This is a genomic window from Pseudomonas sp. UYIF39 (assembly GCF_029963765.1).
Lineage (GTDB): Bacteria > Pseudomonadota > Gammaproteobacteria > Pseudomonadales > Pseudomonadaceae > Aquipseudomonas.
This window is the reverse complement of the sequence record NZ_JALBYU010000013.1, coordinates 85,443-107,491: the sequence shown is the minus strand read 5'-3', so window position 1 is coordinate 107,491 and position 22,049 is coordinate 85,443. Positions and strand designations below refer to the sequence as shown.

At 59.0% G+C, this 22,049-nt stretch carries 18 protein-coding genes and 5 tRNA genes; 8 read left to right on the top strand and 15 right to left on the bottom strand.

Annotated features, from left to right (window positions below):
* Positions 1–32: 32 nt before the first annotated feature.
* The 8 genes from MO767_RS18595 to gltX all read right to left on the bottom strand — a co-directional run bounded on the left by MO767_RS18595 (position 33) and on the right by gltX (position 4,294).
* Positions 33–470, bottom strand: coding sequence for a thioesterase family protein (locus tag MO767_RS18595; RefSeq protein WP_282481698.1), 438 nt, complete (start codon positions 468–470; stop codon positions 33–35).
* 48 nt (positions 471–518) lie between these two features.
* On the bottom strand, positions 519–1,352 hold the full coding sequence (locus tag MO767_RS18590; protein WP_282481697.1) for an alpha/beta fold hydrolase: 834 nt from the start codon (positions 1,350–1,352) through the stop codon (positions 519–521).
* 31 nt (positions 1,353–1,383) lie between these two features.
* Complete coding sequence (locus MO767_RS18585; RefSeq protein WP_008028313.1) at positions 1,384–1,923, bottom strand: TetR/AcrR family transcriptional regulator; 540 nt, start codon at positions 1,921–1,923, stop codon at positions 1,384–1,386.
* Between the two features lie 183 nt (positions 1,924–2,106).
* Positions 2,107–2,182, bottom strand: a tRNA-Glu gene (locus MO767_RS18580).
* Positions 2,183–2,262: 80 nt separating this feature from the next.
* Positions 2,263–2,338, bottom strand: a tRNA-Ala gene (locus MO767_RS18575).
* A 53-nt stretch (positions 2,339–2,391) separates the two neighbouring features.
* Positions 2,392–2,467: transfer RNA gene (locus MO767_RS18570), tRNA-Glu, on the bottom strand.
* A gap of 79 nt (positions 2,468–2,546) precedes the next feature.
* Positions 2,547–2,622, bottom strand: a tRNA-Ala gene (locus MO767_RS18565).
* A gap of 190 nt (positions 2,623–2,812) precedes the next feature.
* Complete coding sequence (gltX, locus tag MO767_RS18560; protein WP_282481696.1) at positions 2,813–4,294, bottom strand: glutamate--tRNA ligase; 1,482 nt, start codon at positions 4,292–4,294, stop codon at positions 2,813–2,815.
* A gap of 218 nt (positions 4,295–4,512) precedes the next feature.
* Between gltX and MO767_RS18555 the strand changes: the two genes are divergently transcribed.
* Together MO767_RS18555 and MO767_RS18550 are read left to right on the top strand one after the other, a co-directional pair.
* A complete protein-coding gene (locus MO767_RS18555) occupies positions 4,513–5,562 on the top strand; it encodes an HlyD family secretion protein (protein ID WP_282481695.1) in 1,050 nt (349 codons plus the stop codon).
* Positions 5,552–7,102 carry an MDR family MFS transporter gene (locus MO767_RS18550; protein ID WP_282481694.1) on the top strand — a complete coding sequence of 517 codons (1,551 nt, stop codon included), beginning with the start codon at positions 5,552–5,554 and terminating at the stop codon, positions 7,100–7,102. The genes MO767_RS18555 and MO767_RS18550 overlap by 11 nt, the downstream gene beginning before the upstream one ends.
* Before the next feature lie 129 nt (positions 7,103–7,231).
* Here the strand turns inward: MO767_RS18550 and uvrB are convergent, their stop codons facing one another.
* Complete coding sequence (gene uvrB / locus MO767_RS18545; RefSeq protein ID WP_282481693.1) at positions 7,232–9,247, bottom strand: excinuclease ABC subunit UvrB; 2,016 nt, start codon at positions 9,245–9,247, stop codon at positions 7,232–7,234.
* 337 nt (positions 9,248–9,584) lie between these two features.
* On the opposite strand from uvrB, the gene MO767_RS18540 reads away from it, so the two are divergent.
* Positions 9,585–10,781 (top strand): amino acid aminotransferase, encoded by a 1,197-nt coding sequence (locus MO767_RS18540; RefSeq protein WP_282481692.1) that lies wholly within the window; start codon positions 9,585–9,587, stop codon positions 10,779–10,781.
* Between the two features lie 120 nt (positions 10,782–10,901).
* Positions 10,902–11,102, top strand: a complete 201-nt coding sequence (locus MO767_RS18535) for a hypothetical protein (protein ID WP_282481691.1) — start codon at positions 10,902–10,904, stop codon at positions 11,100–11,102.
* Here the strand turns inward: MO767_RS18535 and MO767_RS18530 are convergent.
* Positions 11,099–11,329, bottom strand: coding sequence for a hypothetical protein (locus MO767_RS18530; RefSeq protein ID WP_282481690.1), 231 nt, complete (start codon positions 11,327–11,329; stop codon positions 11,099–11,101). The genes MO767_RS18535 and MO767_RS18530 overlap by 4 nt on opposite strands.
* A 227-nt stretch (positions 11,330–11,556) precedes the next feature.
* Between MO767_RS18530 and MO767_RS18525 the strand changes: the two genes are divergently transcribed.
* Positions 11,557–11,632 (top strand) — tRNA-Asn (locus tag MO767_RS18525).
* A gap of 92 nt (positions 11,633–11,724) precedes the next feature.
* Here MO767_RS18525 and MO767_RS18520 read toward each other — a convergent pair.
* From MO767_RS18520 to MO767_RS18505, 4 genes are all read right to left on the bottom strand, one after another.
* Positions 11,725–12,657, bottom strand: a complete 933-nt coding sequence (locus MO767_RS18520) for a hypothetical protein (RefSeq protein ID WP_282481689.1) — start codon at positions 12,655–12,657, stop codon at positions 11,725–11,727.
* Positions 12,654–13,058, bottom strand: coding sequence for a hypothetical protein (locus tag MO767_RS18515; RefSeq protein WP_282481688.1), 405 nt, complete (start codon positions 13,056–13,058; stop codon positions 12,654–12,656). Before MO767_RS18515 ends, MO767_RS18520 begins: the two co-directional genes overlap by 4 nt.
* A 415-nt stretch (positions 13,059–13,473) precedes the next feature.
* On the bottom strand, positions 13,474–13,908 hold the full coding sequence (locus tag MO767_RS18510; protein ID WP_282481687.1) for a MarR family transcriptional regulator: 435 nt from the start codon (positions 13,906–13,908) through the stop codon (positions 13,474–13,476).
* 71 nt (positions 13,909–13,979) lie between these two features.
* Complete coding sequence (locus MO767_RS18505; protein WP_282481686.1) at positions 13,980–14,579, bottom strand: TetR family transcriptional regulator; 600 nt, start codon at positions 14,577–14,579, stop codon at positions 13,980–13,982.
* Positions 14,580–14,696: 117 nt separating this feature from the next.
* Here MO767_RS18505 and MO767_RS18500 point away from each other — a divergent pair, with 117 nt between their 5' ends.
* A complete protein-coding gene (locus MO767_RS18500) occupies positions 14,697–16,436 on the top strand; it encodes a CocE/NonD family hydrolase (RefSeq protein ID WP_282481685.1) in 1,740 nt (579 codons plus the stop codon).
* A gap of 98 nt (positions 16,437–16,534) precedes the next feature.
* Entirely contained in the window at positions 16,535–18,796 is a 2,262-nt protein-coding gene (locus MO767_RS18495) for a CocE/NonD family hydrolase (RefSeq protein WP_282481684.1), read from the top strand.
* Between the two features lie 55 nt (positions 18,797–18,851).
* Here MO767_RS18495 and MO767_RS18490 read toward each other — a convergent pair whose 3' ends face one another.
* Entirely contained in the window at positions 18,852–19,496 is a 645-nt protein-coding gene (locus MO767_RS18490) for a TetR family transcriptional regulator (protein WP_282481683.1), read from the bottom strand.
* Positions 19,497–19,646: 150 nt separating this feature from the next.
* Between MO767_RS18490 and MO767_RS18485 the strand changes: the two genes are divergently transcribed.
* The gene (locus MO767_RS18485) at positions 19,647–21,992 is read left to right on the top strand and encodes a CocE/NonD family hydrolase (protein ID WP_282481682.1); all 2,346 of its coding nucleotides are present in this window, start codon (positions 19,647–19,649) and stop codon (positions 21,990–21,992) included.
* Positions 21,993–22,049: the final 57 nt, after the last annotated feature.

Genomic DNA, 22,049 nt, shown 5'->3' with positions numbered 1-22,049 from the left:
AAAACGTGCGGCAGTTTACTCGAAAGCGTCGATTAGATCGCGACTTGCAACGCAGGGCCGTAGCCCTCGATGAATTCCGCCGGCATGCGCTTGGGCTTGCCGGTCGACAGTTCGATACAGACGAAAGTGGTCTGCGCCCGCAGTAACGTGATGTTGTCGCTGGGGCGCTTCAACTGGAAGTGGCGGGTCATTTTCAGGCGCTGGTCCCAATCGACGATCCAGGTCGCCAATTGCAATTCATCGCCTTCATAGGCGGCCGCCAGGTAATCGATCTCGTGCCGCACCACCGCCATCGCCCGATCCAGCCGACGATACTCGACCAGGTCCAGGCCAAGCCGCTGGGAGTGGCGCCAGGCACAGCGTTCGAGCCAGGTCACGTACACCGCGTTGTTCGCGTGCCCCAACCCATCGATGTCCTCTGCGCCGACTTCCAGATCAATGATAAATGGCGTTGCCCGATCCCAGCCCATGCCCCACTCCCGGTCAGAAAATTTTCACCGGGGCAGTGTAACGGATGCTCAGGCCGATTGGCGCGATTGCAGACTGCGACCGGCGAGCAACGAGAGAACACCTTCGATCACCCGAGGGTCAGCCAGCACCCGTTGATGACCTCCCGCTTCCAGGCGCAACAGACGGCTGTCGAACCAGGCTTCGTTGATCAGCTGCGATTCCTTGACCGGAACGTAGCAGTCATCTTCGGCGTGAACGATCAGGCCGGGCATGTCGAGTTGATAGTGCGCGACATCCAGCGCCGCTGCGCGCATGCCGACGTCTCTTTCGACCTGACGAATGAACGCCGAGCGGGCTTTCGGTGGCAGCCGCACATAGCGTGCGAAACCGCGCAGTACGCCGAGAATCCGCGCAGGGGCAGCGATAGTGACCAGGGTTTCGGTAAGCAAGCCCAACTGAACGGCAAGCATGGCACTGGCGCCACCCATGGAGTGGCCGATGACGGCTTGCAGCGGCGGCAACTCGGCAGCGGCTTCAAGCATGGCCCGGGCGAACAGCACCACATTGGCCTCGCGACCCGGCGAGCGACCGTGGGCCGGACCGTCCAGCGCAACCACGGTGTAACCGGCATCGACCAACGCAGTGATGAGGCTGGCAAACTGTGTCGGCCGGCCTTCCCAACCGTGCATCAGCAACACCGCGGGCCCTTGCCCCCAACGCAGCGCCGAGAGGCCGAAGCGCAGGGTGATTCGCTCGGACTTCGCCAGCAACGGCAATTCCCAATCACGCGGCGGCAGTTCCCGCGGCGTCATGAATGCCAGTCGCATTTTGCTCGCAACCAGTTTCGGTGCGAACCAGCCCAAGGTGCCATTAACGCCACGAACCCACTTCAACGTGCTCATCGCTCTCACTCCTCAGGCTAATGCCTTTAGGTCACAGCACCGCAGACTTGGCGGCGCGCAGCAATCGATCGGACAATTCTCCTGGCCCCAACGCGCGAGCCAAAGCCAAACCACCGACCATCAAGGCCATGTCGGCCAAGGCTTTGTCGGTGTCTTCCGGGCTGGCCGCCAACTGCGCGACCATCATTTCCACATGCTCATTCAGCGCCACGCGAAACGCGTCCGGCAGGCGCCCAAGCTCACCGACAGAAGCCGGAATCGGGCAGGCTGACTCAGAAGAATCACGGTGTTTGCGTGACAGATAAAACGCAGCAACCAACGCACGACGCTCTTCGCCGGTCAATTCGGCGTCCATGTCGGCGATCAAACCACGACGATGACCGAGCAGTTGCTTGAATGCTTCCAGCATCATCGCGTCTTTGCTTTCGAAGTGCGCGTAGAAGCCGCCGACCGTAAGGCCGGCCGCGCCCATCACTTCGCCCACGCTCGGTTCGGCCGGGCCGCGCTGAATCAGCGCTGCGCTGGCAGCCTTGAGGATGCGTTCGCGGGTTTGAGCTTTTTTATCGTTCATCGTTGCCTCCGAATATTACGACTAGAATATTATTCTCATAATAATTTTCCGCAAGTCGTAGATGTGACCGCTGGTCTGAAGAACAGTTTGAAAGAAATTGGGGGATTTGGCTAAACGCCAGACAAACAAAAGGGCCATTCAATAATTGAATGACCCTATAAAATCCCGCAGAGCGGGTAATCGTGGCGTCCCCTAGGGGACTCGAACCCCTGTTACCGCCGTGAAAGGGCGGTGTCCTAGGCCACTAGACGAAGGGGACGCAAAACCTTCTATACAACTGATCAGTGCTGAGAGCTGATCGATTCAAGGTCGGTGTGGCCAGACCTTGAACTGTAAAATTGGTGGAGCTAAGCGGGATCGAACCGCTGACCTCCTGCATGCCATGCAGGCGCTCTCCCAGCTGAGCTATAGCCCCGGATTTTTCGCCTCGCGGCGGAGCGACATCTTGCAACATCGCTTCTGTAAAACTGGCGTCCCCTAGGGGACTCGAACCCCTGTTACCGCCGTGAAAGGGCGGTGTCCTAGGCCACTAGACGAAGGGGACGCAAACCCTTCTATACACATGATCAACGCTGAGTGTTGATCGCTTCAAGACCGGTGTGGCCAGACCTTGAAGTGTAAATTGGTGGAGCTAGACGGGATCGAACCGTCGACCTCTTGCATGCCATGCAAGCGCTCTCCCAGCTGAGCTATAGCCCCTCATCGCTGAGGACGGGGCGAATCTTAATGGCGCATCGGAAGGCTGTCAAACTTATTTTTAACAATTTCCAAAATTTTTTGTCGCCATAACAATCACTTACCGCCCTCCCTCTGAAAAACCGGGGTGGCGCCGAAGAGCAGGATCAAAAGTTCACAGCCTTCGGCAGCTCCTACGCAGGATCAAACAACCTCAGGCGATGTTGCCCAAGAGTTTTTCCCACTCCTTGTTTTCCTTCTTCGACACGCCACCGAGCAGGTCAATGGCTTGGCGCAGACGGAAACGCGTGAGGTCCGGGCCGAGGATCTCCATCGCATCGAGCACCGACACTGAACTGGCCTGGCCAGTGATCGCGGCAAACATCAGTGGCATGGCATCACGCAGCTTCAACTCCAGGGATTCGACCACCGCCTGAATCGTTGCGGTGATGCTGTCCTTCTTCCACTGACGCAGGCTTTCCAGCTTCCACAAAATCAACTGCATCAACTGACGCACCTGATCGCCCGACAGCTTTTTGGATTCAAACAGCTTGGCGTCCGGGTTCACACCACCGGCGAAGAAGAACCCAGCCAGCGGTGCGACCTGGCTGAAGGTTTCAACCCGACCCTGCACGTGCGGCGCGATCTTCATCATGTATTCCGGGTTCAGCGCCCATGTTTGCAGGCGCGAAGCGAAATCTTCCACCGGCAGGTCGCGCAGCCACTGGCCGTTGAGCCACGACAGCTTCTCGATGTCGAAAATCGGCCCGCCGAGGGAGACGCGGCTCAGGTCGAAATGGTCGACCATTTCCTGCAGCGAGAACTTCTCGCGCTCGTCCGGCATCGACCAGCCCATTCGGCCCAGGTAGTTGAGCATCGCTTCCGGCATGAAACCCATGCGCTCGTAGAACGTCACAGAGGTCGGGTTCTTGCGTTTGGACAGCTTGCTCTTGTCCGGGTTACGCAGCAGTGGCATGTAGCACAACTCGGGTTGTTCCCAGCCGAAGTACTCGTACAGCAGAATCAGTTTCGGCGCCGATGGCAGCCACTCTTCGCCGCGCAGAACGTGGGTGATGCCCATCAGGTGGTCATCGACGACGTTGGCCAGGAAGTACGTCGGCAGACCGTCGGTCTTCATCAGCACTTGCATGTCCATACGATCCCACGGGATCTCGACATCGCCACGCAGCATGTCCGGCACCACGCAAACGCCTTCGCTCGGCACTTTCATGCGGATCACGTGTGGCTCGCCGGCGGCCAGGCGACGATCGACCTCTTCCTTGGACAGCAACAGCGCACGGCCGTCGTAACGCGGGGTTTCGCCGCGGGCCATTTGCTCGGCGCGCATCTGGTCGAGTTCTTCAGCGGTGCAGAAGCACGGGAAAGCGTGGCCCATTTCGACCAACTGCTGGCAGTACTTCTGATAGATGTCGCCACGCTCGCTCTGACGATAAGGGCCGTGCGGGCCGCCGACGTCGGGGCCTTCACTCCAGTCGATACCCAACCAGCGCAGGGCGTCGAAAATCTGTTGCTCGGACTCGCGGGTCGAACGCAATTGGTCGGTGTCTTCGATCCGCAGGATGAACTCACCGCCGTGCTGCTTGGCAAAGCAGTAGTTGAACAAAGCGATGTAAGCGGTACCTACGTGGGGGTCCCCGGTAGGCGATGGCGCGATGCGAGTGCGGACGGTGGTCATGGCAAGTCTCGAAATGAAGATAAAACAAAGGGCGAATGGTAACAGGCGTTGCCCGCCCGGCTCCAGTGAGCAGGGCATTTAAGCCAAGGTTGCGTCTACAACGCGCTCTAGCCGCGGTGAATGGCCGATTATCAGCCGATGGCATTTACCCATCATTCGCTGTATGCCAGATTCGACCGCTGATAACTTCCTTACAATTTCTCAACTACAGTCTGCCCATGCCTGCCCAACTCAAGCGTCGCCTGTTTACTTTCCTGCTGCTCGTCCTGCTGATTGCCGGGGGCTTTTTCGCCCAGTGGTTTTTCAAGGGGCGCTTTTATGAAAGCACCGACAACGCTTATGTTCAGGGCGAGATCACCCGCGTGTCGAGCCAACTGGGCGCACGTATCGATCAAGTACTGGTGCAGGACAACCAGCACGTCGAGAAAGGTCAGTTGCTGATCAAGCTCGAAGGCGATGACTTCCACCTCGCCGTCGACCGCGCCAACGCCACCCTCGCCACCCGTGAAGCCGAACGCCTGCAAGCCCGAAGCAAACTGACTCAGCAAGCTAGCCTGATCGCCGCCAGCGAGGCGCAAGTCGCGTCCAGCCAGGCCAGCCTCGGTCGTACGCAGATCGATTTGTCTCGCGCGCAAACCCTGCGCAAACCCGGCTACGTCTCGGAAGAACGGGTGACCACCCTCTCCGCCGACAACCACATCGCCCGCTCGCAAGTGACCAAGGCCCAGGCGGACGCCCAAAGTCAGCGCCAACAAATCAACTCCCTGGCCGCCGAGATCAAACGCCTCGACGCCATGATCGCCAACGCCAAAACCGATCTGGCCCAGGCCGAACTGAACCTGACCCGTAGCGAAATCCACGCGCCCATCAGCGGCCTGATCGGCCAGCGCGCCGCCCGTGAAGGCCAGTATGTGCAGGCGGGCGCTTACCTGATGTCGATCGTCCCGGATCAGGACATCTGGATTCAGGCCAACTTCAAAGAAACCCAGATTGGTCAAATGCAGCCTGGCCAAAAAGCCGAGCTGACGTTCGATGCCTACAGCAACACGCCCATCGAAGCACGAGTCGACAGCCTGTTTGCCGCTTCGGGTGCGCAGTTCAGCCTGTTGCCGCCGGACAATGCCACCGGCAACTTCACCAAAGTCGTACAACGGATTCCGGTAAAACTGACCTTCGCCGCGAACAATCCGCTGCAAGGCAAAATTCGTCCGGGCATGTCGGTCACCGCCAAAGTGAACATCAAAGACGCCCCTGACGATGGCCGGTGATCAACTGATCCGCCCGGTCGGCGAACCGACCCGGCGGGACTGGATCGCGGTCATGAGCGTGATGCTCGGCGCCTTCATGGCGGTGCTCGACATCCAGATCACCAACTCGTCGCTCAAGGATATTCAGGGCGCGCTGTCGGCGACCCTGGAAGAAGGCTCGTGGATTTCCACCTCCTACCTGGTGGCGGAAATCATCATGATCCCGCTGACGGCGTGGCTGGTGCAGTTGCTGTCGGCGAGGCGGCTGGCAGTATGGGTGTCACTCGGGTTTCTCGCCGCTTCCCTGCTCTGCTCCATGGCCTGGAGCCTGGAAAGCATGATTGTCTTCCGTGCCTTGCAGGGCTTCACCGGCGGCGCCTTGATCCCACTGGCGTTCACCCTCACCCTGATCAAACTCCCCGAACACCACCGCGCCAAAGGCATGGCCATGTTCGCCATGACCGCGACGTTCGCACCCTCCATCGGCCCGACCCTCGGCGGTTGGCTGACCGAGAATTGGAGCTGGGAATACATCTTCTACATCAACATTCCGCCGGGCCTGATCATGATCGCCGGCCTGATGTACGGCCTGGAGAAGAAAGAAGCTCACTGGGAACTGCTGAAAAGCACCGACTACCTGGGCATTCTCACGCTGGGCGTCGGCCTCGGTTGTTTGCAAGTGTTTCTGGAGGAAGGCCATCGCAAGGACTGGCTGGAATCGAGCCTGATCGTGAGCCTGGGTAGCATTGCGCTCGTCAGCCTGATCACCTTTGTGATCGTGCAGACGTCCAAGCCCAATCCGCTGATCAACCTCGGCATCCTGCGCAATCGCAATTTTGGTTTATCGAGTATTTCCAGTGTCGGGATGGGTGTCGGATTGTACGGCTCGATCTACCTGTTGCCGCTGTACCTGGCGCAGATCCAGAACTACAACGCCCTGCAAATCGGCGAAGTGATCATGTGGATGGGCGTGCCGCAGCTGTTTCTGATTCCGCTGGTGCCGAAGCTGATGAAGTACGTCTCGCCGAAATGGCTGTGCACGTTGGGTTTCGGGCTATTTGGATTGGCGAGTTTTTCATCGGGCGTACTGAACCCGGACTTCGCCGGGCCGCAGTTCAATCAAATCCAGATCATCCGCGCGCTGGGCCAGCCGCTGATCATGGTGACCATCTCGTTGATCGCTACCGCCTACATCTTGCCGCAAGACGCAGGGTCGGCGTCGAGCCTGTTCAACATCCTGCGCAACCTCGGCGGCGCGATCGGCATTGCCCTCCTCGCCACGTTGCTGGATGCGCGAACCAAGACTTACTTTGATTATTTACGTGAAGCGATTGTGCCGACCAACCCGCAGGTGGCCGAGCGCATGACGTCGCTGACGGATCGGCTTGGCAGTGAGACGGCCGCGCTGGGCAAGCTCAGTGAAATTGCGCATCAGCAGGCGTCGATCATGGCTTACAACGATGCATTTCACTTTGTCGGGATTGCGCTGGGGATCAGCATGCTGGCGGTGTTGCTGACCAAGGCGTTGCCGGCGGGACTCAAGACTGGCGAAGCACATTGAGACCGAGGCGCCCCCATCGCGAGCAAGCTCGCTCCCACAAAGATTGAGGGTGTTCACATAATTTGTGTCCACCCACAAACCCTGTGGGAGCGAGCTTGCTCGCGATGAGGCCAGTTCAGGCGCTGCAAATCAGACGGTAATCAACCGATCCCGCAACTTGCCAATCTCGTCGCGCATCTGCGCCGCCGCTTCGAATTCCAGGTCGCGGGCGAGTTGGTACATCTTCTCTTCCAGCGCCTTGATACGCTTGGCGATCTCGCCCGGTGAGCGCAGTTCCGCTTCGTACTTGGCGTTTTCCTCAGCGGCCTTGGCCATGCCTTTGCGCTTCTTGCTGCGCGAACCCGGCACGGTGGCGCCTTCCATGATGTCGGCCACGTCCTTGAACACGCCCTTGGGCGTGATGCCATTGGCCAGGTTGAAGGCAATCTGCTTGTCGCGACGACGCTCGGTTTCGCCAATCGCCCGCTCCATGGAACCGGTAATGCGATCCGCATAGAGAATCGCCCGACCATTGAGGTTGCGCGCAGCCCGGCCGATGGTCTGGATCAACGAGCGTTCGGAACGCAGGAAGCCTTCTTTGTCCGCATCAAGGATCGCCACCAGCGAGACTTCCGGCATGTCCAGGCCTTCACGCAACAGGTTGATCCCCACCAGCACATCGAAGGTGCCCAAACGCAGATCGCGGATGATTTCGACCCGCTCCACCGTGTCGATGTCTGAGTGCAGATAACGCACCCGCACGCCGTGGTCGGCCAGGTAATCGGTCAAGTCTTCGGACATCCGCTTGGTCAGCGTGGTGACCAGCACCCGCTCTTCCAGCGCCACGCGCTTGCCGATCTCCGAAAGCAAATCGTCAACCTGGGTCAACGCCGGGCGGATTTCGATTTGCGGGTCGACCAGGCCAGTCGGACGCACCAGTTGCTCGACCACGCGACCGGCGTGCTCCGCCTCGTAATTGCCCGGCGTGGCCGAGACAAAGATTGTCTGCGGGCTGATGTTTTCGAACTCGTCGAAGCGCATCGGCCGGTTATCCAGCGCGGACGGCAGACGGAAACCGTATTCCACCAGCGTCTCTTTACGCGAACGGTCACCCTTATACATGGCGCCGACCTGCGGCACGCTGACGTGGGATTCGTCGATCACCAGCAAGGCGTCAGCCGGCAGGTAGTCAAACAAGGTGGGCGGCGCCTGGCCGGATTCACGGCCCGACAGGTAGCGCGAGTAGTTTTCGATGCCGTTGCAGTAACCCAGTTCGAGGATCATCTCGAGGTCGAAACGGGTGCGCTGCTCGAGGCGCTGCGCCTCAACGAGTTTATTGTTGGAGCGCAGGTAGTCCAGGCGCTCCTGCAACTCGACTTTGATCCCTTCGACGGCACCCAGCAAGGTTTCTCGCGGGGTCACGTAGTGGCTTTTCGGATAGAACGTGAAACGCGGCAGCTTGCGGATCACTTCGCCGGTCAGCGGATCGAAGGCCGAAAGACTTTCGACTTCGTCATCGAACAGCTCGATACGGATCGCTTCGAAATCGGATTCCGCCGGGTGAATATCGATCACATCACCGCGGACCCGAAAGGTCGCACGGGCAAACTCCATGTCGTTGCGGGTGTACTGCAGGTCCGCCAAACGGCGCAGCAACGCACGCTGATCGAGTTTGTCGCCGCGATCCACGTGCAGCACCATTTTCAAATAGGTTTCCGGACTGCCCAGACCGTAGATGCACGACACCGTGGTGACGATGATCGCGTCCTTGCGCTCTAGTAGCGCCTTGGTCGCGGACAGCCGCATCTGCTCGATGTGATCGTTGATCGAGGCGTCTTTCTCGATGAACGTATCCGATGACGGCACGTAGGCTTCGGGCTGGTAGTAGTCGTAGTACGAAACGAAGTATTCGACGGCGTTGTTCGGGAAGAACGCCTTAAACTCACCGTACAACTGTGCGGCCAGGGTCTTGTTGGGTGCCAGCACCAAGGTTGGACGTTGAACCTGGGCGATCACATTGGCGATGCTGAAGGTCTTGCCCGAGCCGGTCACACCGAGCAACGTCTGGTGCGCCAGCCCGGCTTCGATGCCCTCGACCATCAGGCGGATGGCTTCCGGCTGATCGCCAGCGGGCTCGAAGCGGGTGACTAGCTGGAATTCAGACATGAAAAACCTCTGGGTTCGCGCCTGTCCGGGCGAACCGGGCAGTAACGGGAAAGACCGCAAACGACCGATGTCGCCCTAGGAAAAAACTGGATTGTGCTCAATGTGGAGCCGATTGCCCGCGCTTTCAAGGCAAACGTCTTACATCGGGTAAAACCGTTGACGATGCCAATCGACTAACGGTCGAGAAATAATCGGAAAAACTTACCGTAAAAGACGAATCGTCTGTCGCCATCAATCGCGGATGGCCTCTATACTAGCTCCCCGTTTGTGCACCGCTCTAGTGCATTCGGCTGGAGCGCGACACGTCCCTCCACTTTCCATTCAGAGCCGCCGCAAAATGAGCCTGTTCTCCGCTGTCGAAATGGCACCACGTGATCCAATCCTGGGCCTCAACGAAGCATTCAACGCCGATACCCGTACCAACAAGGTCAACCTGGGGGTCGGTGTTTACTGCAACGAGGAGGGGCGAATTCCACTCCTGCGCGCCGTTGTCGAAGCCGAGACGATTCGCGTCGCTCAACACGCTTCCCGTGGCTACTTGCCGATCGACGGCATTGCTGCCTACGACCAGGCCGTACAGAAACTGCTGTTTGGCAATGACTCGCCACTGATCGCCGCTGGCCGTGTCATCACCACCCAAGCCGTTGGCGGTACTGGCGCACTGAAAATCGGTGCCGACTTCCTCAAGCAACTGCTGCCGAACGCCGTCGTGGCGATCAGCGACCCGAGCTGGGAAAACCACCGCGCGCTGTTCGAAACCGCCGGTTTCCCGGTGCAAAACTATCGCTACTACGACGCCGCGACCCACGACGTGAACCGTGCTGGCTTGCTGGAAGACTTGAACGCCCTGCCGTCCGGCTCCATCGTTGTGCTGCACGCTTGCTGCCATAACCCGACCGGTGTGGACCTGAGCCCGGCGGACTGGAAAAACGTTCTGGACGTGGTGAAAGCCAAAGGTCACGTGCCGTTCCTCGACATGGCCTACCAGGGCTTTGGCGATGGCATCGACGAAGACGCCGCTGCCGTGCGCCTGTTCGCTGAATCGGGCCTGACGTTCTTCGTCTCCAGCTCGTTCTCCAAATCGTTCTCGTTGTACGGCGAGCGCGTGGGCGCCCTGTCGATCGTCAGCGAATCGAAAGAAGAAAGCGCGCGCGTGCTGTCGCAAGTCAAACGCGTGATCCGCACCAACTACTCCAACCCGCCGACCCACGGTGCAAGCATCGTCGCCGCTGTACTGAACAGCCCGGAACTGCGCGCTCAGTGGGAAGAAGAACTCGCTGAAATGCGCCTGCGGATTCGCGGCATGCGCGTCCAGATGGTTGAGCAGCTGGCGAAGCAAGCGCCACAGCGTGACTTCAGCTTCGTCGGTCGTCAGCGCGGCATGTTCTCCTACTCCGGCCTGACGGTTGAGCAAGTGACCCGCCTGCGCACCGAATTCGGTATCTACGCCCTGGACACCGGCCGCATCTGCGTGGCCGCGTTGAACCAGAGCAACATCGACGTCGTAACCAAGGCCATCGTTGCGGTGATCTGAATCGTCGAGCGGTAAAAAAACGGGAAGCCCTTGGGCTTCCCGTTTTATTTGCCTCAGAAAATTCTCAACCCGGCGACCGGGCGCTCTAGACTGCATACCTATCAACTGGTGAGAGCCGATATGAAAAACGATGACCTATGCGCCGACCGAGATGAGCTGGACCACTTCGTACCTCGCACCCCGGCCAAACCCAGTAACAACTTGGTGATACAAGTCGCTGCCGGTGTGTTTCTCGGTGGCCTGGCCTTGTGGCTGGTGCAACTGGCCGCAACGATGCTGTACGCCAAACTGATGCTCGCCACCGTCACCTTCGGCGGTTAGGCCAGTTCGGTTGCGCGCTGGCTGGCAGCGTCGTCATAGGCGACGTAGAGCGACTCGGCAACCTGGCTTTTGATGGCCTTGGTGCTTTCCAGGCCCAGGACAAACCCTTCGGCCTTGCCACCGGCACGGTTCAATTCGTCAGCGGTGCTGGCCTGAGTGATCGCGTCGTACAGTTTTTCGGCGTGCGGGCCGACACCTTTGGGCAGGCTGATCTGAGCAATGCTCATGCGAACACCCCGTTGTGGCGAGGTGTGTTGGTTGGGTGATTCATGGCGCGTACCTTTTCGGCGAATGGCCGGCAGCGCGTGTAACCACTTCCGGGCGGCCATGGTAGACCTCTGAGGCGATTCTGGTAACCGCCCACGGTCGATAAACCACCGTCCGTCCTCATGAACCCGTCAAACTGCTAACAGGTGCTTGACTTCTCTTTTTGAATCAGTAACATACACGCCATTCCGCGATAGCTCAGTTGGTAGAGCAAGTGACTGTTAATCACTGGGTCCCTGGTTCGAGTCCAGGTCGTGGAGCCAGTAAAATCAGCAAAAAAGGCCAGCGCTTAGCTGGCCTTTTTTGTTTCCGCTCAACGAATTGCTCAACAGTTCATTTCTGCACAACACTGCGCCTAATGGACAGTTGATGACGATTTACATGCGGGGCAGCGGCACTCAATGCGCCCGGCAAAGCGGCGGGCCTGCACCAGCGCAATGTTGCAGGACGCGCAAACTATCGCCTGCGGGCGCCACTCGACTGTGATCGCCGCACCATCACCCTCCTCGTCCATACCTAGCCAGTCCACCGCAGTGTAAACACTCAAGCGGAGCGTTGGCATTCGCACTACCGCCGCTATGTCTCCAGGACATAGGTTGTCAGTTGCTGCCGAGACGTAGCGAATCACACCGTCTTGCTTCAGCTCAAGCATTACCCTGCTAGGGTTGGCCCGATCGCGGTACTCGAAACTCCGAGTCTGTGCGTTCCATACAGTTATGCCTGGCTGTTCATCATGGAAGGCAACGGATTCACGAGCGAAGCGGATGCATTTGGCGAGAGGCTCGACCTCATTCTGCGTGTCGGCGATCATTTGATAGCTGGGCACGCCATCAACCATGATACCGACACGACGAACCTGGAGCGGAACGAAGGTGATCGGCGCCTTCCCTTTGGAATTCCTACCGAGCCTCCACTCACGCTGACGGTTCCAACAGCTCACACAGATTTCGGCTCCCGAATGGATGATACGCAAATTGAGTCGCCCGCAACGCGTACATCTTGAGTCATGATCTGGGCGCCCGGTGATCTTGACCTTAGCGGAAGATATTGCAGTCTGATCGGGGTCAACCTTCCCGGCGTGAACTGCACCAATTGGACAAAAGCGGCAAGCCGACACGCGCTCATCACTTGCCATGGCCCGCATGTACCGACTCGAGCAGTCGTCGGTACTCCAGGTGCCGCATAATTTCTCACAACGGAAATGACGCTTGCCCGGCACCCATTGAAGGTATTCGACTCCATCAGCGCGGGGCTCAGCATCCGCACAAATTTCAGCAGCAACGCTCATGGACGCACCTCGAACATCTCAGGGGAATGGGTCCCAAATAGTGAAACGTCACGAACCTCTGCCGCTGTCATGCGCGGACAAGCCTTCGCATCTAGCTCATCCTCAACTTGTAGCTGGGCAAACTGACAAACCTGATCAGCCAGCACGGCGACAGGCTCAACTGGCGCTAAAGAGCAGATACAAGGCAATTGACGACCCGCAAACTCCTTCAGCGCATTGCGCGCTAGCGTCATACCCATCTCAAGCACTTCGGACTGGGTCACTCTGTGCTCGACCGCCAGCGATCGCAGGATGTGGACCGTAATTATGTCCATCGCGACCGTCATACGGATAACGCCCGCTAATTTAAGGTTGTCGCGGCGCGTCTTCTGACGCTGCTTTGGGGTTTTGGGGATGCTCAACAGTCGTTTCTCCGTGATCACGCTATGGGAACGTGATCAGGGTAAGCTCACGACTGATCTACCAGCGCGGTCACGCACTCATTACCTGAGTTTGTAATTGCATTCAACCTGACAATGATTTTGCATCCGTATTATCCACCTCTCGCCATAGTGACGACCGGTTGAAGCCACAGCCGGATGCCGTCCTTCGCGACAGGCAAAAAACGGCCAGAAGCAGTCATTCGATTTGTTGATTGATCCGATCATCCAGTCCGTTCAGCAGAAAGTAAAACAAAGTCACCAGAATATAAATTGCGGTGCTTCCAGCGAAGATTTCGGAGTCGCAACAGACTCCTTCTTCAGTCAATAGGTGGGATACGACGCAAGGTGCCATTACTTTCTACTATGTGCGAATGTGTGGCATGGAGAAACTAGGCTATCCAGCGCACAGCATCTTTTCCAACAGGCTCTCTAGGAGCAGCAGTTCCTCCGATGTGAGACTTGCGGTGAATTCGTTCATCGCAGCCACCTCCATCGTCGGCAGCACTGAGCTTATGGCTTCCCCCTGAATTGTCAGCGCCAGGCGAATCTTGCGTTGGTCTTGATCGTCCGGAAGTCGAACGATAAGGCCTTTGCGCTCTATGCGATCGAGCATGCGAGTCATCGCGGCACTATGGATGGAGAGGTGTCGGCACAACGCGACCGCGGTGTTTTCCCCGTGACGAATAATCCTCAACACTTTGAGTTGGCCAGCGGTGATGCCCAGAGGTGTTAGATGCCGATCCAGCAGGCGATCTTTTAGCGCGGCAGCCCGCCCAAGGAGTATGCCGAGCTGCACCGGTTGGAAACCGGTGGCGGAAAAATCGTCCATGTAATCCCCTTCGATGCGTAGACGGATCGTCTTGCAGGTTCTCGCCTGGGTGTTCAACAAGAATGCTCAGCTTATGGCACGAGAATCTTCTGAATGGCGGGACCGACAATCCTGACCAGCTCTTCCGGATCCGCCGCAACAAGAGTTGGCACCCCGATGATTCGCCGGCCGACGACCAGACCGACGAGCAATGAGGCGGCAAGGCCGGACCGGAGCATGGCTTCAGGATCGGGACGTTCGCTGGTGCCCGTCAGCAATCGGGATTGAATGAAGCCCCGTAGCTGCTCGCGAGCATGGTCGTTGACGAACGCCCCACGAAGCGTCGCCATCAGGGGTTCGGATTCCTCGGCTATGCCTTCCCACCCGGCGAGAAAAGCGCGGACCACCCGTTCACCCAAATGCTCGTCCGGCCCTTCATAGAGCGCGTCGAACCGCTGCAGCGCGGAACCCGGGATCGCCATCACCGCGGCAAATAGTTCGTCCTTGGAGCGGAAAAACTGCATCACCTGCGCCACATCGACGCCAGCATCCGCCGCCACCAGGCGGATGGTGGTGCCGGCAAAACCGTCGCTGGCGAAGCGCGCTCGTGCGGCGTCAAGCACCACCTGCCGCGTGCTGTTGGGTCCTGGCCGGCGTCCACGGCGCGGCGTGGAAGGGGTTTCTTCACTCATGGTCACATCCTGTTATTTCTACGCATCGCATATATCAACACGTGTTGAATTAATTCATTGATCGCCGTACCTTACTGGAATCGGTCCCGTAATCAAGAACAAATATAAGGAGTTCGCATGACTGACTGCCAGAAGATGTTCGTGCCGTCCCACCCGCTACCGGCGGGCAGAACCGGCCTTTTCACTGCGTTTGAGCCAGGTACCCAAACACTGAAGGCAGGCTTTCAAGTCGCGCCGCCATTCCGGCCACTGCCTGTCGACATCGTCTTTGAGAAAGACGTAGCCGTGACCCTGCGCGACGGCGTGACCATCTACGTCGACGTATTCCGTCCCGCCGGCACCGAGAAAGTACCGGTGATCGTGGCGTGGAGCCCCTATGGCAAGGGCCAGGGTACGTCCATGAGCGTGATGGGGGTCTTTGGCCTGGTCGGCCTGAGCAATTCGGTGGTCTCCGGACTGGCCAAGTTCGAGGCACCGGACCCGGCCTACTGGTGTGCCCACGGCTATGCAATCTGTAACCCCGACATCCGTGGCGTGGTGGACTCTGAAGGCGACAGCGCGTTGTGGGATCGCCAGGAAGGTCGCGACTGCCATGACCTGATCGAATGGCTGGCCGAACAGTCCTGGTGCACCGGCAAGGTCGGCATGAGCGGCACATCCTACCTCGCTGTTTCACAATGGTTCACCGCGGCCGAGCAGCCCAAACACCTGGCAGCGATCAATCCCTGGGAAGGCGTCAGTGATGTCTACCGCGATCTGGTGATGCGCGGCGGTATGCCTGACACCGGCTTTACCCGCCTGCTCCAGGAAGGCAGTTTTTTCGGCAAGAACCGCAAGGAAGATGTCCTGTCCGAGGCGCAGCACTACCCGCTGATGAACGAACTGTGGGCCAACAAGATTCCCGAATTCGAGCGTATCAAGGTGCCCGCCTTTGTGGTCGCCAGTTATTCCAATACGCTGCACACGGCGGGTACTTTCCGCGCCTGGCGTCGCCTGGCATCGCCAGACAAGTGGCTTCGTATCCACAACAGCCAGGAATGGCCGGACTACTACGACGAAGCCAACGTGGAAGATCTGCGGCGGTTCTTCGACCGCTACCTCAAGGACCACGACAATGGCTGGGAGGCCACGCCCCGCGTGCGCTACGCGGTTCATGACTTCCAGGGCGGCGATCAGGTCAATGTGCCTGCAGATACTTTCCCGCCGAAGGAAGCGATCTCCACCAAGCTGTACCTCGACGGCGCCGCACGTATTCTCGGCCCTGCCGCACCAAGCAACGAGGTGCCTGCGGTGTATGACGTCGGCGTCAACCCCGATGTCGTTTCCTTCATCACCCGCTTCGACAAAGAAACGGTGATGGTGGGCTATCCCAAGGCGTATCTCTGGGTCGAGGCACGGGGTGCCGATGACATGGACCTGTTCGTGCTCATCCAGAAACTCGATAAATACGGATCCCCCTTGCAGCAGTTCACCGCAGCGAACCAGAGCGCCAGGGTACATGACCTCACCGATCACGGTGCTACTGTCCTGCGCTACAAGGGTTCGGATGGGCGCTTGCGGGTGTCGACTCGGCATCTCGACCACAGCTTGACCACTGACGATGTCCCCGCCCACAGCTTCGACCGCGTGGAGAAGCTAACACCTGGCGAAGTGGTGAACATCGAAATCGACCTGCTCCCCATCGGTATGGCGTTCCACCCGGGTGAACAACTGCGCTTCATCATCAGCTCGCGCAACCTCTCGGGATCGCTGATGCCTGGCATTGCCGAATACGTTGGCGCCAACAGCGGGCAGCACGTGATTCACACCGGTGGACAGTACGCCTCCTATCTGCAACTGCCGATTCTGGCGGATTAACAGGGCCCAGCCCGGCGGCAGATTGATAGACCGACTCGGCGCTGTTTGCAGCTGCGAACGCGCTGAGCCTACCCATGCTCACGCTTCAGGACATACCCATGAACAAGTCTTCAGCACACTCGCTCAGCCCTGTTTTGACCGGTGTTTTTGCCGGCCCGATTGCCGGGCTGAAATACCAGACGCCGACACTTTCCGGTGTCACCACTGACAAGGGCGAATTCCAGTACCGGGCCGAAGAAGCCATTACCTTTTTGATTGGCGGCATCGTTTTGGGCGCCATAGAGGCCGCGCCGCGCTTGAACCTGGCGCAACTAGCCAACCGCGTGGACGGCAAGCTTGAAAAGCTGCTGGACCCTTCGGTAACCAACCTGGCGCGCTTCGTCCATACCCTGGATCAGGAAGGCAAAATCGAGTCAGGGGTGAAGATTGCACCCGTGGTGCATGAACTCATCGGCTCGGCACCGATCAACTTCAGCCCGCCCGTGATGCCGATGGGCCAAGGTGGCGCGGGCGACTTTGCCAACGATCCCACCCTCCTCCAGCTCCTCGAAAGGCTCAACGCCACACCCGGTGTATTTACTGCGAAAACGCCACGCACACTGTGCGATGCCGCCACCAGCCGTAACGAATTGCGGCGCAATATCCGCGGCATCATCAAGATGACGGATGTGCGAATTCCACTACGCGATGGCTCCTACGTCTGCGCCGACGTCTTCCGTCCGGCGGACCCGGGTCAATACCCGGTGGTGATGAGCAAGGGTTTCTACGGCAAGAGCTTTTATCACGACTGCATTTGCAACGACGCCGACGCCGTGCGCAAGGAGGAAATGGAGGATCGTTATTTCTCCGGTAACCCGGATGGCGCCCAGTATGAAAACCACGAGACCGTCGACACTTCGGTCTGGGTGCCGGAAGGCTATGTGTGTATCCGGGTCGACGCACGCGGCGTGTGCAAGAGCCCGGGCCTGCAGGCGCCTTTCAGCGTGCAGGAAGCCGAGGACTACCACGACGCCATTGAATGGGCCGGCACTCAAGCCTGGTCCAACGGCAATGTCGGTCTGTGGGGCATGTCTTACCTGGCGATGGCCCAGCACAGCGTGGCCAGCCTGCAGCCCTCGCACCTCAAGGCGATGATTGCGCAAGGTACCGATGCCGACATCTATAACGAAGCGCTTTACGGAGGCGGTATCTTCGGCGCCGGCTTCTGGAACTGGTGGCATAAGGTTTGGTCAGGTAACAACCACTGCGGTGACCGCCCTGAAACCCCCTGGATGTCCCGCGTGCTGGCCACCCCGTTCAACGACCCCGAGGCCTATGGTCCACGCGGCAGCATCTTCATGATCCCGGACATGAGCAAGGCCACCGCGCCAGTGTGGATCGTTGGTCCGCAGGTGGGCGCCATCATCCATCAATTGGGCAGCAGCGAAACCTACATCCGCTCCACCGCTTCCAAGGCGCGCAAGTTCGATTTCACCGATGCCTGGTTCCCGGGTTCCTACAGCAACAAGTCGATCACCGAACACATGCGCTACTTCGACTACTGGCTCAAGGGTATCGACAACGGCGTGCAGGACGAGGCCCCGGTGCGGGTGCAGGTTCGCACCGGCAACGGCGCCCACTTCGTCCTGCACGAAAATGAATGGCCGATTGCACGCACCCAATACCGCCGCTGGTACCTCGATGCCCGACCTTCAGACTGGCAGAACGATGAGCGCCGCCCGGACATGCTGCGAATCAGCGAAACCTTACCGGCCGAGCAAGGCAGCGCCGGCTATGACGCCCATCTTGACCTCGGTACTCCCACTCTTGCGCCCGCGGGCTCAAGTGACGGCACGCCGCGCTGGTCAACGGGTATCTCCTTTGTCAGTGAGCCAATGAACGAAGACATGGTGCTCGCCGGCTACATGAAGGTCGGTCTGTGGGTGGAATCGACCAGTGCGGATATGGATGTCTTTGTGTCCCTGCGCGTCCTGGACGAGCAAGACCGGGAGATACGCTACGAATCCGTGGTGCTTCCAGTGGACCCGGTGCACATTCACCCGGTGGGTCATGGCCTGTTGAAAGTGTCGCGACGCCAGCTCGATGCCGAACGCTCGACCGAGTACTGGCCAGTGCATACCCATCTGGAGAAGGACTGCGCGCCACTGCAAAAGGGAGAAATCGTGCCGGTCGAAGTCGGGCTCAATCCCAGCACCGCGATGATCCGCAAAGGCTACCGCCTGCTGGTGGACATCCAGCCCTACGCGCCGGCAGGGGTACCGGTTCGTGCCTATGACAAGAGCTATCACGTCGATGCCGTGAACCGGATCTACACCGGGCCGGAGCACCCTAGCTACCTGCAACTTCCTATCGTTCCCTAGACGAGTCCAATGGCAACGATGGTGTCTACCTCGCAATGAAGTGGACACCATCGGATCATCCAGTGCCAGTCGCACCGTTGTTGCCCGGCAACAGCGTGTGCTGGATCGCCGGGGCGAGCATCGCCACCAGGGTTTCCCTGTCTGCCGTGGCCAGCACCGGCACGCCTATGATCTGTCGCCCGGTCACCAACCCCACGAGCATGGATAACGCCAGGCCCGCCCGCAGGCGCGCGTCCGGCCCAAGAGTTTCCATGCCCCCCGTCATCAATCTGGACTCGATATAGTCCCGCAGATGTTGTCGCGCCTGTTCGTTGACCATCGCGTTCCTGAGCATTGCCATGAGCGGCTCCGACTCCTCTGGCGCCCCCTCCCAAGCCTGCAGAAAAGCGCGAACAACCCGCTCTCCCAACTGGTTGTCCGAGCCCTCGAAAACCGTGCCCAGCTTTTCCAGGGCCGACTCGGGGATATTCATCACAGCCGCAAACAGCTCGTCTTTCGAGCGAAAAAACTGCATCACCATGGACACGTCAACGCCGGCATCGGCTGCCACGCGCCGAATCGTGGTCGCCGCAAATCCATCGCTGGCGAAACGGGCACGCGCAGCATCCAGCACTGCCTGCCGACTGCTGCCCGAGCCTTTACGCCGCCCAGTCCTGATTTCACGGGTTGCCGCTGACCCTGGTTCTTCTGTGTTTTTCATGGCACCGACGATTCCTGTTCTTCGTTGTTTCGCGATGGATAAAGGTTACACCGAACAACTCAACGCGTGTTGAGTTATTAATTTTTTGGACCTACACTCGCCTCGCTGCACTGAGCAAGACCAAGATCTGCACAACAAGAGGACCTCTTCATGAGCGATACCCCGCAGACGTTTAATCATGCCCATCCGCTGCCGGTTAACAACACCGGGAACGACTCAAGCACGCTGCAAACCGGCATTTTTTCCGGGCCTGTGGCTGGCCTCAGATACCAGACCCCTACCCTCAGCGGGCTGACCAACGATAAGGGCGAGTTCCATTACCGCAAGGGCGAACGGATTGCCTTCCTGGTCGGCAACATCTCGATCGGTTCTGCACTCGGCGCCCCCCGCATCAACCTTGCAGAAATAGTCAGTCGCGTGGATGGCAACATCCACAAGTTGCTCGATGCGGGGCTGACCAACATTGCACGCTTGCTGTGCTCGCTTGACCGCGATGGCAACCTGGACGGCGGCATCTGCATTGACCCCGCAGCCCACGAAGTCATTGGCCAATACCGCATCAATTTGCGCCACGACATTTCCTTTGCCGGCCTTGCGCTGAACCCTGTCCTGGAGTTCGAACAAGACCCCTTGATCGCAACCCTGCTCGCCGAGCTTTCGGGAGCCGGCGTTTTCACCGACCGCACCCCGCGCAAGCTATGCAATGCGGCGACTGCACGCAATGAAGTGCGACGCAATATTCTGGGCATTCAGCGTTTCAAGGACGTCAGGATCCCGCTGCAAAACGGCCTGTACGTGTACGCCGATGTGTTCCGCCCGGCAAAGGAAGGCCAGTTCCCGGTCATCATGAACTGCGGTCCATATGGCCGGGCGTTCTACCATCACTCGATCGCGGACGACGCCGGCTTCGATGCCCATGAAGAGATGGAGGAACGCTACTTCCACGGTAATCCTGAAGGGCAGGTGTTTGAGAATCACGAAACCGCCAACACCGTGGATTGGGTGCCCCACGACTACGTACTGGTGCGTGTCGATGGCCCGGGCTCAGGCAAGAACCCCGGAACACTCGCGCCATTTGGTATTGAGACGGCCGAAGCGTTTCGCGATGCAATTGATTGGGCAGGTGTGCAGCCCTGGTCCAACGGCAACGTCGGGCTGTGGGGCATGTCGTACTACGCCATGAGCCAACATGCCGCGGCAAGCCTTGAACCACGGCATCTGAAAGCGATGATCGCCATCGGCACCGATGTTGATCTGTACGATGAAGTTGCCTATACCGGCGGCATCCTCAACGAAGAATTTTTCAGCCACTGGTACAAGGCCGGCGTGTTGGCTGCCGTGTGCGGTGAACCGAATGCCGTCGACTTTATCGGGATGCTAAAAGACGCCACGTTCAGGGACTCCGACACCACCATGGCTTTCGGACCCAGATCGACGATCCTGATGAGTCCTGACATGAGCGAGGTCAAGGTACCGCTCTGGGCCATCGCCTGCACAACCCATATGGCGCACTTCCATCAACTCGGCAGCAGTGAAGCGTACCTCGCCACGAACACCGCCTCGAAAAAGATCGATTTCTGGGAAGACTGGTTCACCAAGGCCTATTCGCGAACCGCTATCGCCGATCACCGGGCGTTTTTCGATCATTGGTTGAAAGGTGTCGACAATGGCATCATGGACACGCCGCCGGTACGCCTGGAAATCCGCAGCGGCAATGGCGCCTCCTGGATTCAGGAAGAACTGGAATGGCCGATTGCGAGGACGACCTACCCTCGATGGTACTTCGACGCCACGCCATCGGGCTGGCAGGGTGACGAGTATCGCGATGACTTCCTGCGCCTGTCGCTGACACCGCCGACTGTCGATGGCCAAGCGGATTACTCTGCAGAAATTCCGTTGGCGTTGCGCACGGGCATGCCGCCCTGCTTCCTGCCCGTCAAGCCGCCATCGGTCCTGGACATCTGGAAGACTGGCATCTCGTTCATCAGTGATCCGGTGACAGAAGACATGGTGTTCGCCGGTTATGGCAAGGCCAGGCTGTGGGTATCCTCCACCAGTGAGGACATGGACATCTATGTCAGCCTGCGGGTACTCGATGAGACCGGCCGCGAGGTCGATTACGCCGGCCCGACCACCATGGGCATGAACGTACCCAACTACCCGCTGGCCAAGGGCTGGCTGAAGGCGTCGCACCGCAAGATCGATGCAGCGCGCTCGACCCCATACACGGTCAAGCACACCCACCTCAAAGCCGACTATGCACCGCTTGAAAACAACGAAGTGGTGCCGGTTGAAATCGAGATCATTCCCAACACGGCGTTGATCCGCAAGGGCTACCGCCTGCGCGTGGATATCCAGCCCTTCGACGGCGTCGACCACGGCCCCCGCCACGGCTATGACAGTGACTACCACGACGGCGCGCGAAACACGATCTACACCGGGCCTGATCGCCCGGGCTTTATCCAGCTGCCCATCGTTCCGGCGAAGGGTTCATAAGTCTGCCCACCGTCACTTGAGCAATACCGAATATTGATTCAATAGCCATCGCGGGCT

Excerpts from the sequence above, each read along its gene's own strand:
- MO767_RS18490 (WP_282481683.1), bottom strand. The coding sequence starts at position 19,496 with ATGAAAAACACAGAAGAACCAGGGTCAGCGGCAACCCGTGAAATCAGG.
- MO767_RS18505 (WP_282481686.1), bottom strand. The coding sequence starts at position 14,579 with ATGAGTGAAGAAACCCCTTCCACGCCGCGCCGTGGACGCCGGCCAGGA.
- MO767_RS18550 (WP_282481694.1), top strand. The coding sequence starts at position 5,552 with ATGGCCGGTGATCAACTGATCCGCCCGGTCGGCGAACCGACCCGGCGG.
- MO767_RS18510 (WP_282481687.1), bottom strand. The coding sequence starts at position 13,908 with ATGGACGATTTTTCCGCCACCGGTTTCCAACCGGTGCAGCTCGGCATA.
- MO767_RS18540 (WP_282481692.1), top strand. The coding sequence starts at position 9,585 with ATGAGCCTGTTCTCCGCTGTCGAAATGGCACCACGTGATCCAATCCTG.
- MO767_RS18535 (WP_282481691.1), top strand. The coding sequence starts at position 10,902 with ATGAAAAACGATGACCTATGCGCCGACCGAGATGAGCTGGACCACTTC.
- MO767_RS18500 (WP_282481685.1), top strand. The coding sequence starts at position 14,697 with ATGACTGACTGCCAGAAGATGTTCGTGCCGTCCCACCCGCTACCGGCG.
- MO767_RS18555 (WP_282481695.1), top strand. The coding sequence starts at position 4,513 with ATGCCTGCCCAACTCAAGCGTCGCCTGTTTACTTTCCTGCTGCTCGTC.
- MO767_RS18520 (WP_282481689.1), bottom strand. The coding sequence starts at position 12,657 with ATGAGCGTTGCTGCTGAAATTTGTGCGGATGCTGAGCCCCGCGCTGAT.
- MO767_RS18590 (WP_282481697.1), bottom strand. The coding sequence starts at position 1,352 with ATGAGCACGTTGAAGTGGGTTCGTGGCGTTAATGGCACCTTGGGCTGG.
- MO767_RS18595 (WP_282481698.1), bottom strand. The coding sequence starts at position 470 with ATGGGCTGGGATCGGGCAACGCCATTTATCATTGATCTGGAAGTCGGC.
- gltX (WP_282481696.1), bottom strand. The coding sequence starts at position 4,294 with ATGACCACCGTCCGCACTCGCATCGCGCCATCGCCTACCGGGGACCCC.
- MO767_RS18585 (WP_008028313.1), bottom strand. The coding sequence starts at position 1,923 with ATGAACGATAAAAAAGCTCAAACCCGCGAACGCATCCTCAAGGCTGCC.
- uvrB (WP_282481693.1), bottom strand. The coding sequence starts at position 9,247 with ATGTCTGAATTCCAGCTAGTCACCCGCTTCGAGCCCGCTGGCGATCAG.
- MO767_RS18495 (WP_282481684.1), top strand. The coding sequence starts at position 16,535 with ATGAACAAGTCTTCAGCACACTCGCTCAGCCCTGTTTTGACCGGTGTT.
- MO767_RS18530 (WP_282481690.1), bottom strand. The coding sequence starts at position 11,329 with ATGAGCATTGCTCAGATCAGCCTGCCCAAAGGTGTCGGCCCGCACGCC.
- MO767_RS18485 (WP_282481682.1), top strand. The coding sequence starts at position 19,647 with ATGAGCGATACCCCGCAGACGTTTAATCATGCCCATCCGCTGCCGGTT.